At 73.7% G+C, this 17,153-nt stretch carries 14 protein-coding genes; 12 read left to right on the plus strand and 2 right to left on the minus strand.

Annotation, left to right across the window (positions count from 1 at the left end; translation table 11 throughout):
- Positions 1-16 precede the first annotated feature (16 nt).
- From HF526_RS32020 to HF526_RS32035, 4 genes are all read left to right on the plus strand, one after another.
- Positions 17-949, plus strand: coding sequence for a COX15/CtaA family protein (locus HF526_RS32020; RefSeq protein ID WP_169385411.1), 933 nt, complete (start codon positions 17-19; stop codon positions 947-949).
- Between the two features lie 61 nt (positions 950-1,010).
- Positions 1,011-1,982 carry a quinone oxidoreductase family protein gene (locus HF526_RS32025; RefSeq protein ID WP_169385399.1) on the plus strand — a complete coding sequence of 324 codons (972 nt, stop codon included), beginning with the start codon at positions 1,011-1,013 and terminating at the stop codon, positions 1,980-1,982.
- A gap of 75 nt (positions 1,983-2,057) precedes the next feature.
- The gene (locus HF526_RS32030) at positions 2,058-4,136 is read left to right on the plus strand and encodes a S9 family peptidase (RefSeq protein WP_169385400.1); all 2,079 of its coding nucleotides are present in this window, start codon (positions 2,058-2,060) and stop codon (positions 4,134-4,136) included.
- Between the two features lie 91 nt (positions 4,137-4,227).
- On the plus strand, positions 4,228-5,385 hold the full coding sequence (locus HF526_RS32035; protein WP_169385401.1) for a hypothetical protein: 1,158 nt from the start codon (positions 4,228-4,230) through the stop codon (positions 5,383-5,385).
- Here HF526_RS32035 and HF526_RS32040 read toward each other — a convergent pair.
- Complete coding sequence (locus HF526_RS32040) at positions 5,382-6,359, minus strand: heme o synthase (protein ID WP_420821674.1); 978 nt, start codon at positions 6,357-6,359, stop codon at positions 5,382-5,384. The two genes, HF526_RS32035 and HF526_RS32040, sit on opposite strands and share 4 nt — an antisense overlap.
- Positions 6,360-6,591: 232 nt before the next feature.
- Here HF526_RS32040 and tkt point away from each other — a divergent pair, with 232 nt between their 5' ends.
- From tkt to HF526_RS32075, 7 genes are all read left to right on the plus strand, one after another.
- Entirely contained in the window at positions 6,592-8,670 is a 2,079-nt protein-coding gene (gene tkt, locus HF526_RS32045) for a transketolase (RefSeq protein ID WP_169385402.1), read from the plus strand.
- Between the two features lie 26 nt (positions 8,671-8,696).
- Positions 8,697-9,809: a transaldolase gene (gene tal, locus HF526_RS32050; protein ID WP_169385403.1), complete on the plus strand. Its 1,113-nt coding sequence runs from the start codon at positions 8,697-8,699 to the stop codon at positions 9,807-9,809.
- Between the two features lie 43 nt (positions 9,810-9,852).
- Positions 9,853-11,436 (plus strand): glucose-6-phosphate isomerase, encoded by a 1,584-nt coding sequence (locus tag HF526_RS32055; RefSeq protein WP_169385404.1) that lies wholly within the window; start codon positions 9,853-9,855, stop codon positions 11,434-11,436.
- A 35-nt stretch (positions 11,437-11,471) separates the two neighbouring features.
- Positions 11,472-13,025, plus strand: a complete 1,554-nt coding sequence (gene zwf, locus HF526_RS32060) for a glucose-6-phosphate dehydrogenase (RefSeq protein WP_169385405.1) — start codon at positions 11,472-11,474, stop codon at positions 13,023-13,025.
- Positions 13,026-13,065: 40 nt separating this feature from the next.
- Positions 13,066-14,016, plus strand: coding sequence for a glucose-6-phosphate dehydrogenase assembly protein OpcA (gene opcA / locus HF526_RS32065; protein WP_169385406.1), 951 nt, complete (start codon positions 13,066-13,068; stop codon positions 14,014-14,016).
- A gap of 8 nt (positions 14,017-14,024) precedes the next feature.
- Positions 14,025-14,807 (plus strand): 6-phosphogluconolactonase, encoded by a 783-nt coding sequence (pgl, locus tag HF526_RS32070; protein ID WP_169385407.1) that lies wholly within the window; start codon positions 14,025-14,027, stop codon positions 14,805-14,807.
- Between the two features lie 61 nt (positions 14,808-14,868).
- Positions 14,869-15,297 (plus strand): PIN domain-containing protein, encoded by a 429-nt coding sequence (locus HF526_RS32075; protein WP_239029411.1) that lies wholly within the window; start codon positions 14,869-14,871, stop codon positions 15,295-15,297.
- 57 nt (positions 15,298-15,354) lie between these two features.
- Here HF526_RS32075 and HF526_RS32080 read toward each other — a convergent pair whose 3' ends face one another.
- Positions 15,355-15,864 (minus strand): AsnC family transcriptional regulator, encoded by a 510-nt coding sequence (locus HF526_RS32080; protein WP_169385409.1) that lies wholly within the window; start codon positions 15,862-15,864, stop codon positions 15,355-15,357.
- A gap of 75 nt (positions 15,865-15,939) precedes the next feature.
- On the opposite strand from HF526_RS32080, the gene purT reads away from it, so the two are divergent.
- The coding region (purT, locus tag HF526_RS32085) for a formate-dependent phosphoribosylglycinamide formyltransferase (RefSeq protein WP_169385410.1) at positions 15,940-17,153 on the plus strand (1,214 nt) is incomplete at its 3' end.

Raw genomic sequence — 17,153 nt, forward strand, 5'->3', positions numbered from 1 at the left:
GACCCCACCCGCCCTGATGCGCCGGCTCGCGATCGCCGCCGTCATCGCGCAGGCCGGGATCGCGGTCACCGGGTCGGTGGTCCGGGTGACCGGCTCCGGGCTGGGCTGCCCGACGTGGCCGCAGTGCTTTCCCGGCAGCCTCGTCCCGGTGGCGCACCCCGAGGTCGCGGCGCTGCGGCAGTGGGTGGAGTTCAGCAACCGGCTGCTGACGTTCGTCGTGGTGTTCGTCGCCGGGCTCTGCCTGCTCGCCGCCCTGAACACCCGCCCGCGGCGCCGCCGGCTCACGCTGCTGGCCGCGGCCATGCCGATCGGCGTCGTCGCACAGGCCGTGATCGGTGGGATCACCGTGCTCACCGGGCTGGCCTGGTGGACGGTCTCGGTGCACTTCCTGGCCTCGATGGTGCTGGTGTGGCTGGCGGTGCAGCTCGTCGCGGCGTCGACGGAGGGCACCGGTCCGGCCCGGCCGCTGGTCCCCTCCGCGGTGCGCAGCCTGGTCGCGGTGAGCACCGTGGTGCTCGGCGCGCTGCTCATCGCCGGGACGCTCGTCACCAGTGCGGGCCCGCACGCCGGTGACGCCGCCACCCCGCGGCTCGCCCTCGGTGTCCCCGGCCTCGCCCAGCTGCACGCCGACCTGCTGTTCGCCTACCTCGGGCTGCTCGTCGGGCTCGGCTTCGCGCTGCGCACGGCCGACGCCCCGGCCGCGCTGCGCCGCCGCTACGCGCTGCTCGTCGCGGTGGTGCTGGCCCAGGGTGCGCTCGGCGGCATCCAGTACGCGCTCGGGGTGCCCGAGGTGCTCGTCTCGCTGCACGTGCTCGGCGCCGGGCTGGTCACCGTGGCCGCAGCCGCGCTGTGGGCGGGCACCGTCGAGCGTCCCCGCGAGGAGCAGGTCCCGGCCGCGCCCGCCGGGCCCGCCCCGGAACTCGCCGACGCCGCCGCTGACCGGGCCTGACCCGGCGCGGGATGCGACGATCACCGGCGAACCCCGCGGCGAGTCGAGGAGGACGTCAGACATGCGCGCAGTGCAGGTGACCCGGGCCGGCGGGCCCGAGGTGCTGGTGCCGACCGAGCTGCCCGGTCCCGAGGCGGGTCCGGGTGAGCTGCTCGTCGACGTGGCCGTCGCCGGTGTCAACTACATCGACACCTACCAGCGCGAGGGCATCTACCCGATGGAGCTGCCCTACGTGGCGGGCCTGGAGGGCACCGGCCGGGTGCGGGCCGTCGGCGACGGGGTCAGCGGGTTCGCCGTCGGCGACCGGGTGGCGTGGTCGGAGACGCTGGGCAGCTACGCCGAGCGCATCGCGGTGCCCGCGGACAAGGTCGTCGCGGTGCCCGACGGGGTGTCCGACGAGCAGGCGACCGGCGCGCTGCTGCAGGGCATGACGGCGCACTTCCTGGTCAACGACACGTTCCCGGTGTCGAAGGGCGACACGATCCTGGTCCACGCCGCGGCCGGCGGCGTCGGGCTGCTGCTGACCCAGCTGGCCACCGCGCGCGGCGCCCGGGTGATCGGGACCGTGTCCACCCCGGAGAAGGAGGAGCTGGCCCGCGGCGCCGGCGCCGCCGAGGTGATCCGCTACACCGAGGTCGACGACCTGGCCGCCGAGGTGCGCAGGCTGACCGACGGCGAGGGCGTCGCCGCGGCCTTCGACAGCGTCGGCCGGACGACCTTCGACGCCAGCCTGGCCAGCCTGCGCCGGCGCGGGATGCTCGTGCTGTTCGGCGCGTCCAGCGGACCGGTGCCGCCGGTCGACCCGCAGCGGCTCAACGCGGCCGGCTCGGTGTTCCTCACCCGGCCCAAACTGTTCGACTACGTCGCCGAGCACGACCAGCTGACCGCGAAGGCGGCGGCGGTGTACCAGGCGGTGGCCGACGGCACGCTGAACGTGCGGATCGGGCACCGCTACCCCCTCGAGCAGGCCCGGGCCGCGCACGAGGACCTGCAGGCTCGCAAGACCACCGGGAAGGTCCTGCTCGCGATCTGAGCGGCCGCACAGCGGGCTCGTGTACATCCGGTCATCACGGATGCGGCGTCGGTGACCGACCGTGATGGTCTAGGGATGGTCCCTGTGCCCGAGAACACAACTGAGAACCCGCCGCCCGAGGCCGAGCGCCCGACCCCGTTTCACGACCTGCAGGACTACCTCGCGCTACCGCGGGTCGGCGGGCTCGCCCTGTCCCCGGACGGGTCCCGGCTGGTCACCGCGGTGTCGGCGCCGGACCCCACCCGCACCCGGTACGTGACAGCGCTCTGGGAGGTCGACCCGGCCGGCGAACGCCCGGCACGGCGGCTGACCCGCAGCGCCAAGGGCGAGCAGGGCGCGGTGTTCACCCCCGACGGCGACCTGCTGTTCGTCTCCGCCCGCCCGGACCCCGATGCCGAGCCCAAGGACGACGCGCCCGCCGCGCTGTGGCTGCTCCCCGCCGGCGGCGGCGAGGCCCGCGTCGTCGGCACCCGCCCCGGCGGTGTCGCCGCCCCGGTCGTCGCGACCGGGGCCGGCACCGTCCTGGCCACGTCGATGACGCTGCCCGGTGCCGTCACCGGCGAGGACGACGAGCAGCGCCGTACCGCGCGCACGGACAAGAAGATCTCCGCGATCCTGCACACCGGCTACCCGGTCCGGTTCTGGGACCACGACCTCGGGCCCGACCAGCCCCGGCTGCTCGCCGGCACCGTGCCGTCCCAGGGCACGGTGCAGTGGGCCGACCTGACCCCGGCCCCGGGCGGGGCGCTGCTGGAGAGCACCGCGGACATCAGCCCGGACGGGCACACGGTCGTGGCCGGCTGGCGGGTGGCCGAGCCGTACGGCTCGTCACGGTCCACGCTGGTGGCGATCGACGTCGCCGGCGGGGGTCGGCGCACGCTGGCCGACGACCCGGGCTTCGAGTTCAGCGGTGCCCGGATCAGCCCGGACGGGCGCATCGTCGCGGCGATCCGGGAGCGCCGCTCGGCACCGACCGAGGCGCCGCGGATGGACCTGGTGCTGGTGCCGCTGGACGCGGCGGACGGCGAGGTCCGGGTGCTCGCGCCGGAGTGGGACCGCTGGCCCGCGGACCTGCGCTGGACCCCGACCGGGGACGCGCTGATCGTCGTCGCGGACGAGAACGGCCGCTCGCCCCTGTTCCGGATCGGTGTCGCCGAGGGCACCGTCACCCGGCTCACCGGCGACGACGGCGCCTACACCGACCCGCGGGTCTCCCCCGACGGCCGGCACGTCTACGCCCTGCGCGGTGCGGTCGGCGCCCCGCCCGCCCCGGTCCGGCTCGACGCGCACGCCGCCGGCCAGCAGCCGGTGCTCCTTCCCGGCCCGGCGCAGCCGCCCGCGCTGCCCGGCACCCTCACCGAGGTGACCGCCACCGCCGAGGACGGCAGCCCGCTGCGCGCCTGGCTGGCGCTGCCCGACGGCCACGGCCCGGCCGCCGGCGAGCCCGCCCCACTGCTGCTGTGGATCCACGGCGGACCGCTGGGCAGCTGGAACACCTGGCAGTGGCGGTGGAACCCGTGGCTCATGGTGGCCCGCGGATACGCGGTGCTGCTGCCCGACCCGGCGCTGTCCACCGGCTACGGGCAGCGGTTCGTCGATCGCGGCTGGGGTGAGTGGGGCGGCGCGCCCTACACCGACCTGCTCGCCCTCACCGACGCCGCGGAGGCCCGCCCGGACGTCGACGCGACCCGCACCGCGGCGATGGGCGGTTCCTTCGGCGGTTACATGGCGAACTGGGTCGCCGGCCACACCGACCGGTTCTCCGCGATCGTCACGCACGCCGGCCTGTGGGCGCTGGAGCAGTTCGGTCCGACCACCGACGCGGCGTACTACTGGCTGCGCGAGATGACCGCGGAGATGGCGGCGGCCAACAGCCCGCACGCGTTCGCCGACGCGATCACCACGCCGATGCTGGTGATCCACGGGGACAAGGACTACCGGGTGCCGATCGGCGAGGCCCTGCGGCTGTGGTGGGACCTGGTGTCGCGGCAGCAGGACCCGCAGGACCAGCCGCACCGGTTCCTGTACTTCCCCGACGAGAACCACTGGATTCTCACGCCGCAGCACGCCGCGCTCTGGTACGAGACCGTCACCGCGTTCCTCGACCACCACGTGCTCGGCAAGGACTTCCAGACCCCGGAGCTGCTGCGCTGAGGCCCCGTGAGCCCGGCCGGTCCAACCCGGCCGGGCGGGCTGGGCTTCCCGGGGCGACGACATCGGCGTCCGTGCTGCCGACCCTGCACCGATGGCGACGACGCCCGCGCCGGACAGCCGCCGCGCCGAGCGGCGGCCGGGGCACCCCCCGGACGGCACACGCACGCTCCTGATCGGGATCATCGCCGACCCGGGGCTGCCCACCGAGATCGCCCGCCGGCTGGCCGAGCACCTCCCCGATGCGCTCGTGGAGCGATCGGGCGACCGGCTGCGCTGCCGGGTCGTGGTCGTCTCCAAGAACCTGTCCCGCGGGGACCGTCCCGGCGAGCGGCTCATCGACGTGGGCAAGGAACTGCGGGCCCGGGAAGGCTGGGACTTCGCGGTCGTGCTGACCGACCTGCCCCTGCAGACTCCGCACGGGCAACTGGTGGCCGATCTGAGCAGGCAGGCCGACGTCGCCGTGATCGCGATCCCGGGGCTGAGCATGGTGCGGCCCGCCGAGCATGCCCGTGATCTGGTGGTGCGGCTGCTGCTGGAGTGGGTCGGCGAACTTCCCGGCGACGGCGACCGGGCCCGGCGCTACCCGGCGGCACCACCGCTGCAGCAGGTCGCGCCGCCCTACCCGGACATCGATCTGCGGCTGACCACGCCGGCGGGCCGGCTGCGGCTGCTGGCCGCGATGGTCTGGATCAACCGGCCGTGGCGGCTGGTGTCCGGGCTGCACAGCGCGCTCGCGGCCACGCTCATCACCGCGGCCTTCGGGGTGGTGTCCAACTCGGTGTGGGCGCTCAGCGCGGCGCTGGGCGCCGAGCGGCTGTGGGTCGCGACGGGGCTGTCCCTGACCGCGGTCGTGGCCTGGTTGATCCTCAACCACCACCTGTGGCAGCACCCGGAGTCCCGGGAGCCGACCGAGCACCGCCTCATCCGGCTGTTCAACGCGGCCACGCTGCTCACCCTGGCCATCGGCTGTCTGGTGGCCTACCTCGTGCTGTTCGCCGCCCTGCTGCTGACCACGTGGTTCTTCGTGGTCCCGCAGGTGCTGGCGACGTCGATCGACCATCCGGCCGGGTTCGCCGACCAGGTACGACTGGCCTGGCTGGTGGCGTCACTGGCCACCCTCGCCGGCGCGTTCGGCGCCGGGCTCGAGTCGTCGGACACGGTGCGCTCGGCGACCTACGGCGCCCGGGTGCGGCACCGGATACGCAGTGCCGCCCGGAATCCGGAGGTCGCCGCCGGTGGGCGGTGCTAGAAGGGCCAGCCCAGCACCGGCAGCCCGATCGCGGCGTCGACCGCGATCGCGGCGAACAGGCCGCACAGGTACATGTTCGACAGGTGGAACAGCCGCATCGGCACCACCTCGCGCCCGGCCCGGACCCCGGTGTGCAACCGGTGCGCCTTGAACACGAACCAGCCGCCGCCCAGCACCGCCACCGCCGCGTAGATCCAGGACGTGGCCGGGACCAGCAGCAGCGTCCACAGCGCCATCACCCACGAGTAGACGACGATCCGGAACGACACCTGCGCCGGGGTGGCGATCACCGGCAGCATCGGGACGCCGGCCGCGGCGTAGTCCTCCTTGTAGCGCATCGCCAGCGCCCAGAAGTGCGGCGGCGTCCAGAAGAAGATGACGCCGAACATGACCAGCGCGGGCCACTGGACCGTCCCGGTCACCGCGGCCCAGCCGATCACCACCGGCATGCAGCCCGCCGCGCCGCCCCAGACGATGTTCTGGGCGGTGCGCCGCTTGAGCAGCAGCGTGTAGACGAGCACATAGAACGCGATCGCGGCGATCGACAGCACCGCGGCCAGCCAGTTGGTCGTCAGCGCGAGCCACACCGAGCTCAGCACACCGAGCACCAGGCCGAAGATCAGCGCGTTGCGCGGCGGGACCTGCCCCTTGGCCAGCGGCCGGCGGGCGGTGCGCTTCATGACCGCGTCGATGTCGGCGTCGACCACACAGTTCAGTGCATGCGCGCTCGCCGCCGCCATCGCGCCGCCGACGAGGGTGGCGACGATCAGCCACACCGACGGGATGCCACGCTCGGCGAGGAACATCGCGGGCACCGTGACCACGAGCAACTGCTCGATGATCCGGGTCTTGGTGAGCCCGAGGTAGGCCCGGACGACGTCACCGGCCCGCTGCAGCTGGGCCCGGAGACGCGGCCCGTGCTGGCGGTGCGGTGGCGAGTCCGTCGATCCCGGGTGGGACACGGGCGCGCTCACCAGTTGCTACCTCGCTCGGGGGATGTGGTGGTCGGAAGGTCGTAGGCAAAATCTGTTTCTACAGCCCGTCGATGGTAACCGGGGGCATGTCGCAGCGAGCCATGGGGTAGACCTCGGGTGACCGAGCGGGCGGTGATCACAGGGGACCGGCCGGGACGACTAGGCTGGTCCACGAGCCGGACGCGCTGTGGCGTACCGCCCGCGCCCCCACCAGAGATCCAGGAGCACTGCCGTGTCCGTGACCGACGTCTCCAGCCTCACCCGCGCCGAGGTGCCGCAGGACTGGACGGAACTGGACCGCCGTGCGGTCGACACCGTCCGCGTCCTGGCCGCGGATTCCGTGCAGAAGGTCGGCAGCGGCCACCCCGGCACCGCGATGAGCCTCGCCCCGCTGGCCTACGCGCTGTTCCAGCGGGTGCTGCGCCACGACCCCAACGATCCCGACTGGATCGGCCGCGACCGCTTCGTGCTGTCCGCCGGGCACTCCAGCCTGACGCTCTACATCCAGCTGTTCCTCTCCGGTTACGGTCTCGGGCTCGACGACCTCAAGGCGCTGCGCACCTGGGGCTCGAAGACTCCTGGGCACCCCGAGTACCGGCACACCCGCGGCGTCGAGATGACCACCGGCCCGCTGGGCCAGGGGCTGGCCTCCGCGGTCGGGATGGCGATGGCCGCCCGCCGCGAGCGCGGCCTGTTCGACCCGGACACCCCGCAGGGTGAGAGCCCGTTCGACCACGACATCTACGTGATCGCCTCCGACGGCGACATCCAGGAGGGCGTCACCTCCGAGGCGTCCTCGCTGGCCGGCACCCAGCAGCTGGGCAACCTCACGGTGATCTACGACGACAACAAGATCTCCATCGAGGACGACACCACGATCGCGCTGTCCGAGGACACCGCGAAGCGGTACGAGGCCTACGGCTGGCACGTTCAGGTCGTCGAGGGCGGGGAGAACGTCAGCGGCATCCTCGACGCCCTGCAGGCGGCCAAGGCCGAGACCTCCCGGCCGTCGTTCATTCTGCTGCGCACCGTCATCGGGTTCCCCGCCCCGACGAAAATGAACACGGGCAAGGCCCACGGCGCCGCGCTGGGCGACGAGGAAGTGGCCGAGGTCAAGAAGATCCTGGGCTTCGACCCCGAGCAGACCTTCCAGGTCGAGCCCGAGGTGCTCGAGCACGCGCGCGAGGTCCGCGAGCGCGGCGCGCGGCTGCACCGCGAGTGGCAGCAGCGCTTCGACGAGTGGGCGGCCCGCGAACCCGAGCGCAAGGAACTGCTCGACCGGCTGCTGGCGGGCAAGATGCCGGAGGGCTGGGACGACGTGCTGCCGACGTTCGAGGTGGGCAAGGAGATCGCCACCCGCAAGGCCTCCGGCGAGGTGCTGAAGGCGCTGGCTCCGGTGCTGCCCGAGCTGTGGGGCGGCTCCGCCGACCTCGCCGAGAGCAACAACACCACGATGGAGGGCGCCGACTCGTTCGGCCCGGAGTCCATCAGGACGAAGATGTGGGACGCCCACCCCTACGGGCGCACCCTGCACTTCGGGGTCCGCGAGCACGCGATGGGGGCGGCGCTCAACGGGATCGCGCTGCACGGCCCGACCCGGCCCTACGGCGGCACCTTCCTGGTGTTCAGCGACTACATGCGTCCCGCCGTCCGGCTGGCCGCGATCATGCAGACCGCCGTGACCTACGTCTGGACGCACGACTCGATCGGGCTCGGCGAGGACGGCCCCACCCACCAGCCGATCGAGCACCTGGCCGCGCTGCGCGCGATCCCGGACCTGGCGGTCGTGCGCCCCGGTGACGCCAACGAGACCGTGGCGGCCTGGAAGGCCGTCCTCGAGCAGCGCGGCCCCGTCGGCCTCGCGCTGACCCGGCAGAACCTGCCCACGCTGGCGGGCACCTCCGCCGAGGGCGTCGCACGCGGCGGCTACGTGCTGGCCGACGCCTCGAGCGGCGAGCCGCAGGTGGTCATCATCGCGACCGGCTCGGAGCTGCAGCTGGCGGTGTCCGCCCGCGAGGTCCTGGAGGCCGACGGGGTGCCGACCCGGGTCGTCTCGATGCCGTGCGTCGAGTGGTTCGACGCGCAGGACGAGGACTACCGCGAGTCCGTGCTGCCGTCCGCGGTGCGGGCCCGGGTCGCGGTCGAGGCCGGCATCGCCCAGCCCTGGTACCGGATCGTCGGCGGCGCCGGCCGGATCGTCTCCATCGAGCACTTCGGCGCCAGCGCCGACTACAAGACCCTGTTCCGCGAGTTCGGTTTCACCACCGACACGGTCGTCGACGCCGCCCGCCGCAGCATCGCCGCCGTCTGATCGCACATCTGAAGGAGCTCTACGCAATGAGCACCAACGAAAGGCTCGCCGCTCTGGCTGCGGCGGGCGTGTCCATCTGGCTCGACGACCTGTCCCGGGAGCGGCTGCGCACCGGGAACCTGCAGGAACTGATCCGCGACTGGTACGTCGTCGGCGTCACCACCAACCCGACGATCTTCGCTGCCGCGCTCGCCCAGGGTGACGCCTACGACGAGCAGATCCGCGAGCTCGCCGCCCGCGGCGCCTCGGTCGAGGACGCCGTCCGCGAGATCACCGTGACCGACGTCCGGGACGCCTGCGACATCTTCCGGGAGACCTGGGAGTCCACGGGCGGCATCGACGGCCGGGTCTCCCTCGAGGTCGACCCGGGCCTGGCCCACGACACCGAGGCCACCGTCGCGCAGGCGCTGGACCTGTGGAAAGCCGTCGACCGGCCGAACCTGCTGGTCAAGATCCCGGCCACCGAGGCCGGGATCCCCGCGATCACCCGGGCGCTCGCCGAGGGCGTCAGCGTGAACGTCACGCTGATCTTCTCCATCGAGCGCTATCGCGCGGTGATGGAGGCCTACCTCGCCGGCCTCGAGCAGGCCGCCGCGAACGGCCACCGGCTGGGCTCGATCGAGTCCGTGGCCAGCTTCTTCGTCTCCCGGGTGGACACCGAGGTCGACAACCGGCTGGAGAAGATCGGCACGCGAGAGGCCCTCGAGCTGCGCGGTAAGGCCGCGATCGCGAACGCCCGGCTGGCCTACGCCGCGTACCAGGAGGTGTTCGCCGGTGAGCGCTGGGCGGCCCTGGAGCAGCAGGGCGCCCGGGTGCAGCGGCCGCTGTGGGCCTCCACCGGGGTGAAGAACCCGGAATACCCGGACACCATGTACGTCACCGAGCTGGTGGTGGCGAACACCGTCAACACCATGCCGGAGAAGACGCTGAAGGCCTTCGCCGACCACGGCGAGGTGCTGGGCGACCGGGTCACCGGCCGGGCCGCCGAGGCCCGGGCCGTGTTCGACGCGCTGGAACGGGTCGGGATCGACGTGTCCGACGTCTTCCGCACCCTGGAGCGCGAGGGCGTGGAGAAGTTCGAGAAGTCCTGGCAGGAGCTCGGCGAAACGGTGCGGGCCCAGCTCGACGCGGCCGAGTGACGGCATCTGACACAGAACGCACGACAGGACCGGTGATTCGCCCGTGACGGTGCCGTCCGTCGCCGTCGCCGACGGGCCGCTCGGCGAGGAGGTGGAGCGGCTCGCGGCCGAGCTCGTGGCCGACACGGTCGCATCGCGGATCGCCGACGGCGACCCCAGCACCTGGGGCGCGGGCACCGCGGCGGCCGACGGGCTGGGCTGGGTCGGCCTGCCGCGCGCGTCGCGGCCGCTGCTGGGGCAGATCAGCGCGCTGCGGGAGCGGTTCCGGGTGGCCGGGGCGACCCGCGTCGTACTGATCGGCGAGCCCGGGGTCACCCTGGCCGCCGAGGCGATCGCCCGGGACGCCGGGGGCGGGCTCACCGTGCTCGACACCGCCGACCCCGGGCAGGTCGGCGACGCGCTGGCCGGTGACCTGGCCGGCACCGTCCTGGTCGTCGCGGACCCGGACGGGGAGCTGCCCGGCCGGGACGGCACCGACGACCTCGTCACCGGGGCCGTCGACGCCGTCACCCGGGTCTTCGCCGACGCCCTCGCCGCGGAGGGCCTCGATCCCGCCGAACGCACGGTCGTGATCACCGAACCGGGGTCGCCGCTCGACGAGCGGTCGCGCGAAGCCGGCGCGATCGTGATCACCGCCGAGCGCGACGTGCCCGACCGGTTCGCCGCACTGGGCCCGTTCGGGCTGGTGCCGGCCGGGCTGGCCGGGGCCGACGTGGCCCGGGTGCTCGCCGACGCGGCCGACGCCGCGGCCCGACTCGGTGCCGACGACCTGGAGAACCCTGCGCTGCGCCTGGCCGCGGTGCTCGCCGCCTCGTCGGAGGTGCTGCCGATCGACGCCGCGCACGGGCCCAGCGGGCTGGCCGACTGGATCGCCCAGCTCGTCGCCGGGTCCCTGACCGGGCGCGGGCCGCTGCCCGTGCTCGTGGAGGGGCCCGACGCCCCGGGCTGGGACGACGCCGGTACGACCGTCGCGCTGAGCGGCGCCGCGGTGGTGGGCGGGACGCCCGCCGCCGTCACCGCCTCCGGGCCGCTCGGGGCCCAGTTCGTGCTGTGGGAGCGCGCGGTCGCGGCTGCCGGGCGGCTGCTGCAGACCGACCCGTTCGCCCCCGACGCGGATCCGGGGCCGGCGCCCGAGCCCGGCCCGGCCACGTTCGTCGACGGCCTCGTCGAGGTGCACGCCGGGCCGTGGCTGCCCGCCGGCGCCACGACCGTCGCCGACGCGCTGCGGGCCCTGGTCCGGTTGGCGGCGGGCACCGAAGACGGTCATCTGGCGGTCGCGGCCTGGCTGGACCGGGTCGAGGACGCCTCCACAACGGTGCTGCGCGGCGAACTGGCCCGCCGCACCGGGCTCCCCACCACCTTCGACTGGGCGCCCCGGTGGCGGGCCGGCAGCGGCCGCCGCCACCGTGACGCGCCGACGAAAGGGGTGATCATTTCGCTGACGGGCACAGCCGAGGAAGATGTGGCGGTACCGGGCAGGCCGTTCGGGCTGGCGGCGGTCCAGCTCGCGCAGGCCCGCGCGGAGAACGCCGGATTGGCCGCGTGCGGCCGGCCGGTGCTACGACTGCACTTCCTCGACCGGGTGGCCGGGCTGGTCACCGTGGCCAAGGCCATCCAGGAACTCTGACGACGCTGAACGGGATGGGAACTAGGGTGACCGCGATGTCCGCCGGCACAAGCGCACTCGAGCGCGATTGGACGAACCCCCTCCGCGACCCGCGGGACAAGCGGCTGCCACGCATCGCCGGGCCCTGCGGCCTGGTGATATTCGGCGTGACGGGTGACCTGTCGCGCAAGAAGCTGATGCCCGCGATCTACGACCTGGCCAACCGCGGGCTGCTGCCACCGGGCTTCGCGCTCACCGGCTTCGCCCGCCGGGACTGGGAGACCGAGGACTTCGGCCAGGTCGTCTACGAGGCCGTGAAGGAGCACGCCCGCACCCCGTTCCGCCAGGAGGTGTGGGACCGCCTCGCCGAGGGTTTCCGGTTCGTGCAGGGCAGCTTCGACGACGACGACGCGTTCGACCGCCTCGAGCAGACCGTCGCCGACCTCGACCGGATCCGCGGCACCAACGGCAACCACGCGTTCTACCTGTCCATCCCGCCCTCGGCGTTCCCGGTGGTGTGCAAGCAACTGGCCCGCTCCGGCCTCTCGTCGCAGCAGGACGAGCAGTGGCGCCGGGTCGTCATCGAGAAGCCGTTCGGGCACGACCTGCAGTCGGCGCGCGAGCTGAACGGCATAGTCAACGAGGTCTTCCCCGAGGACTCGGTGTTCCGCATCGACCACTACCTCGGCAAGGAGACGGTGCAGAACATCCTGGCGCTGCGCTTCGCCAACCAGCTGTTCGAGCCGATCTGGAACAGCCACTACGTGGACCACGTGCAGATCACCATGGCCGAGGACATCGGCCTGGGCGGTCGCGCCGGCTACTACGACGGCATCGGCGCGGCCCGCGACGTCATCCAGAACCACCTGCTGCAGCTGCTCGCGTTCACCGCGATGGAGGAACCGACGTCGTTCTCCTCCGACGAGCTGCGCGCCGAGAAGACCAAGGTGCTCAACGCCACCCGGCTGGTCGGTCCGCTCGACGAGACCACCGCCCGCGGGCAGTACACCGGCGGCTGGCAGGGCGGCGAGCTCGTCCGCGGCCTCAAGGAGGAGGAGGGCTTCGACCCGAACTCCAAGACCGAGACCTACGCCGCGATCACGTGCGAGGTCGACACCCGGCGCTGGGCCGGGGTGCCGTTCTACCTGCGCACCGGCAAGCGGCTGGGCCGGCGCGTCACCGAGATCGCGGTGATGTTCAAGCGGGCCCCGCACCTGCCGTTCGACGCGACGATGACCGAGGAGCTGGGGCAGAACGCGTTCGTCATCCGGGTGCAGCCCGACGAGGGCGTGACGATGCGCTTCGGGTCGAAGGTGCCGGGCAGCCAGATGGAGGTCCGCGACGTCACGATGGACTTCGGCTACGGCACGGCGTTCACCGAGGCGTCCCCGGAGGCCTACGAGCGGCTGATCCTGGACGTGTTGCTCGGCGAGCCGTCGCTGTTCCCGGTCAACCAGGAGGTCGAGCGGTCCTGGGAGATCCTCGACCCGGTGATCGAGCACTGGGCCGCCCAGGAGGACGGGCCGGACCCGTACCCGGCGGGGAGCTGGGGCCCGGAGTCCGCCGAGCGGATGCTCGCCCGGACCGGGCGCAGCTGGCGGCGGCCGTGATCCCCGGCCGCGCGCACTCGAGCGAGCACAGGAGCCGAGCATGATCGTCGATCTGCCGTCGAGCACCACCTCGGCGGTCAACAAGAAGCTCGTGGAGCTGCGGGAGAGCGGTGGTGTGCTCGCGCTGGGCCGGGTGCTCACCCTCGTCGTGGTCACCGACGACAGCCAGGCCATCGAGAACGCGATCGCCGCGGCCAACGCCGCCAGCCGCGAGCACCCCTGCCGGGTCATCGTGCTGGCCCGCGGTCAGCGCAGGGCCGCCGCGCGGCTGGACGCGCAGATCCGGGTCGGTGGCGACGCCGGCGCCAGTGAGGTGATCGTGCTCCGCGGTTACGGCCAGCTGGCCGCCGACGAGCCGGGCGCCGGGATGGTCATGCCGCTACTGCTGCCCGATGCGCCCGTCGTCGCGTGGTGGCCCGGGGATGCACCCGCGGTGCCCTCGGAGGACGCGATCGGCCGGCTCGCCCAGCGCCGGATCACCGACGCGCTGTCGGCGAAGAACCCGCTCAAGGCCTTCGAGCAGCGCCGGGCGAGCTACGTGGCCGGCGACACCGACCTCACCTGGACCCGGCTCACCGGGTGGCGGGCGCTGCTCGCCGCCGCCCTGGACCACCCGCCGCACGACCCGGTCACCAGTGCGCTCGTCGCCGGCGAGGCGGTTTCGCCCTCGACCGACCTGGTGGCCGGCTGGCTCGCCACCCGGCTCGGGGTCAAGGTCAAGCGCTCGCCGTCGAGCAGCGGCGCCGGGTTGTCGCTGGTGCGGCTCAACCGGCAGTCCGGCCCGATCGAGCTGATCCGCCCGGACGGCAAGACCGGGACGCTGCGCCAGCCCGGGCAACCCGATCGGATGATCGCGCTGTCCCGCCGCGGGGTACCCGACTGCCTGGCCGAGGAGCTGCGCAGGCTGGACCCCGACGAGATCTACGGTGCCGCGCTGGCCGGTGTCGCAGACGTCACCCGGGGCCGGACCCCGGTGAAAGCAGAGGTGTGAGCACTGTGATGGCTGCGCAACCCGACATCGTCGTCCACTCGACCCCGGAGGTACTGGCCGCCGCGGCCGCCGCCCGGCTGGTGACGAAGCTGGTCGACCTGCAGGCGGCGGGCACCACCCCGAAGCTGGTGCTGACCGGCGGCGGTGTCGGGATCGCGACGCTCGAGCAGCTGCGCACCGGGCCGCTGCGTGACGCGGTCGACTGGTCGCGCATCGAGTTCTACTGGGGCGACGAGCGGTTCCTGCCACCCGGCGACCCGGAGCGCAACGAGACCCAGGCCCGCCACGCCCTGCTCGATCACGTCCCGGTGAACCCGGAGCTCGTCTACCCGATGGGCGCCGACACCGGAACCGGTCCCGCGGGCGCCGATCCGGCCGCGGCCGAGTACGCCGAGCTGCTGGCGAGCAAGGCCGCGCCCGAGGACCACGGCCCGGTGCCGACCTTCGACGTGCTGCTGCTCGGCATGGGCCCGGAGGGCCACGTCGCGTCGATCTTCCCGGACTCCCCCGCGGTCTACGAGCACGAGCGCACGGTGGTGGCGGTGCACAACTGCCCGAAGCCGCCGCCGACGCGGATCACGCTGACCCTGCCGACCATCCGCAGCGCCGCCGAGGTGTGGATCCTCGCCACCGGGGAAGCCAAGGCCGCCGCGGTCGCCATGGCGCTCGGCGGGGCCGGGGAGGTCGCCATGCCGGCCGCCGGGGCGCGCGGCAAGCGGCGGACCCGGTGGCTGCTCGACCGGGCGGCGGCGTCGAAGCTGCCGCGCGATCTGGTGCCACCTATCGCGTAGCTCGTGCGCGGGAAGCGGTGCTACCGCACCACTTCCCGCGCACGGGCACCGGAGGTGCATGGTGACGTACGTGGTGGTCGACGGTGCGAACGTCGTCGGCTCCCGGCCGGATGGCTGGTGGCGCGACCGCGCCGGCGCCGCCGCCCGGTTGGCCGAACGACTCGACGCCGCGCTGCGCGACGATCCGGCCGCGCTCGCAGCGGCGGTCGGGGCGGTGGGCTCCCCCGGTGACCTGCACGTGCCGCTGGTCCTGGAAGGCGCCGCCCGCCGCGCCGAGCCGCGCGTGAGCGATCCGCGCCTGGAGATCGTGGACGCCCCGGCCGACGGCGACTCGACGATCGCCGAGCTGGCCCGGGACCTGACCGGCCGCGGCGACGACGTCGTGGTGGTCACCGCCGACCGCGGGCTGCGTGACCGGATACGCGCCGCCGGCGCGCGGGCCGTCGGCCCCGGGGCCCTGTTGCGCGCGCTGCCCGCCACCGTGCACTGATCCCGGCCGCCCGGCCGGCCGAGGACGGCGGCGGATCGTGGCGGCCACCCGGGCCGCTCAGAAGGACCGGCGCCGCGACGCGCTCGCCGCGGCCGCGCTGGCCCCCACCGCGCTGCCCACGACCGAGCGCCGCGGCAACGGGGTGGAGTAGACGACGCTGGTGGCGACCCCGCCGACCCCGCCGAGCCCGGCGATCCGGCCGGTGACCGCCTCCAGGTGCCGCATGGATCGGGCCCGGACGGTGAGCACGACACAGTCCTCGCCGGTCACGTGGTGGGCCTCGATGATCTCCGGGGTGGTGGCGAGCAGGTCGCGGAACGCCTTGTCGTTGCCGCCCGACCCGCGCAGCCGGACCAGCGCCATGATCATCAGGCCGAGCTTGTCCGGGTCGATCTCGGCCGTGTAGCCGGTGATGATGCCCAGCTCCTCCAGCCGTCGCACCCGCTCGGTGACCGCGCTGGGCGAGAGCGCCACCATGCGGCCCAGGTCCGCGTAGCTGGCTCGGCCGTCGCGCTGCAGTGCTTCCAGCAGCTCCCAGTCGATATCGTCCAGTGATTCCACGGCCACTGCGCGAATTTACCGTGACATCGACGGTGAGGGGCAACCGCAGCAGGCGCACCGGGTCGGCCTATCGTGATCGCCATGACCGCAGGCAGTCAGGTCCGCGACGTCCGCATCGGCACGCCCGGCAGCACCGGCGCCACCCGGGTGATGCTGCTCGGCTCCGGGGAGCTGGGCAAGGAGGTGATCATCTCCTTCCAGCGGCTGGGGGTCGAGGTGATCGCCGTGGACCGTTACCCGGGCGCACCCGGGCACCAGGTCGCGCACCGCTGGCACGCCATCGACATGACCGACGCCGCGGCGCTGATCGAGCTCATCGAACGCGAGCGGCCCGACTACGTGATCCCGGAGATCGAGGCCATCGCCACCGACGCGCTGGCCGCCGTCGAAGCCGCCGGCGCCGCGACGGTGATCCCGACCGCGCGGGCGACCCGGCTGACCATGGACCGCGAGGGCATCCGGCGGCTGGCCGCCGAGGAACTGGGCCTGCCGACCTCGCCGTACGCGTTCGCCGACACCCTGGACGAGGTCCGGGCCGCGATCGACGGGGGCATCGGCTACCCGTGCGTGCTCAAGCCGGTGATGTCCTCGTCGGGCAAGGGCCAGTCGGTGCTCCGCTCCGCAGCGGATCTGAACACTGCGTGGGACCACGCGATGGCCGGCGGGCGGGTGCAGCGGGGCCGGGTCATCGTCGAGGGCTTCGTCGACTTCGACTACGAGATCACCCAACTCACCGTGCGCGCGGCCGACGGGGCCGGCGGGACCGGGACCTTCTTCTGCGCGCCCATCGGCCACATTCAGCGCGACGGCGACTACGTGGAGTCCTGGCAGCCGCAGCCGATGAGCGACGCCGCGATCGCGGCTGCTCGTGACGTCGCCGAGCGCGTGACCACGGCGCTGGGCGGCCGCGGGGTGTTCGGCGTGGAGTTGTTCGTGCGCGGCGACGACGTCTACTTCTCCGAGGTCTCCCCCCGCCCGCACGACACCGGACTGGTCACGCTGGCCACCCAGCGGCTCTCGGAGTTCGAGCTGCACGCCCGCGCGGTGCTCGGTCTGCCGGTCGACGTCGCGCTGCGCTCGCCCGGCGCCTCGGCCGTGATCTACGGCGGGATGGACGCGCCGGGCATCGCGTTCGAGGGCGTCGCGGAGGCGCTGGCGGTGCCCGAGACCGACCTGCGGTTGTTCGGCAAGCCGGAGAGCTTCGTGCGCCGGCGAATGGGCGTGGCCGTCGCCGCCGGCACGGACACCGATGTCGCCCGCGAGCGCGCGAAGCGGGCCGCCGCCCTCGTCCGCCC

Source organism: Pseudonocardia acidicola (assembly GCF_012911935.1).
Lineage (GTDB): Bacteria > Actinomycetota > Actinomycetes > Mycobacteriales > Pseudonocardiaceae > Pseudonocardia > Pseudonocardia acidicola.

Bases quoted from the DNA above. Each gene is read 5' to 3' on its own strand.
- HF526_RS32025 (WP_169385399.1), top strand. From the start codon at position 1,011: ATGCGCGCAGTGCAGGTGACCCGGGCCGGCGGGCCCGAGGTGCTGGTG.
- HF526_RS32030 (WP_169385400.1), top strand. From the start codon at position 2,058: ATGGTCCCTGTGCCCGAGAACACAACTGAGAACCCGCCGCCCGAGGCC.
- pgl (WP_169385407.1), top strand. From the start codon at position 14,025: ATGGCTGCGCAACCCGACATCGTCGTCCACTCGACCCCGGAGGTACTG.
- HF526_RS32035 (WP_169385401.1), top strand. From the start codon at position 4,228: ATGGCGACGACGCCCGCGCCGGACAGCCGCCGCGCCGAGCGGCGGCCG.
- opcA (WP_169385406.1), top strand. From the start codon at position 13,066: ATGATCGTCGATCTGCCGTCGAGCACCACCTCGGCGGTCAACAAGAAG.
- tal (WP_169385403.1), top strand. From the start codon at position 8,697: ATGAGCACCAACGAAAGGCTCGCCGCTCTGGCTGCGGCGGGCGTGTCC.
- HF526_RS32020 (WP_169385411.1), top strand. From the start codon at position 17: ATGCGCCGGCTCGCGATCGCCGCCGTCATCGCGCAGGCCGGGATCGCG.
- zwf (WP_169385405.1), top strand. From the start codon at position 11,472: ATGTCCGCCGGCACAAGCGCACTCGAGCGCGATTGGACGAACCCCCTC.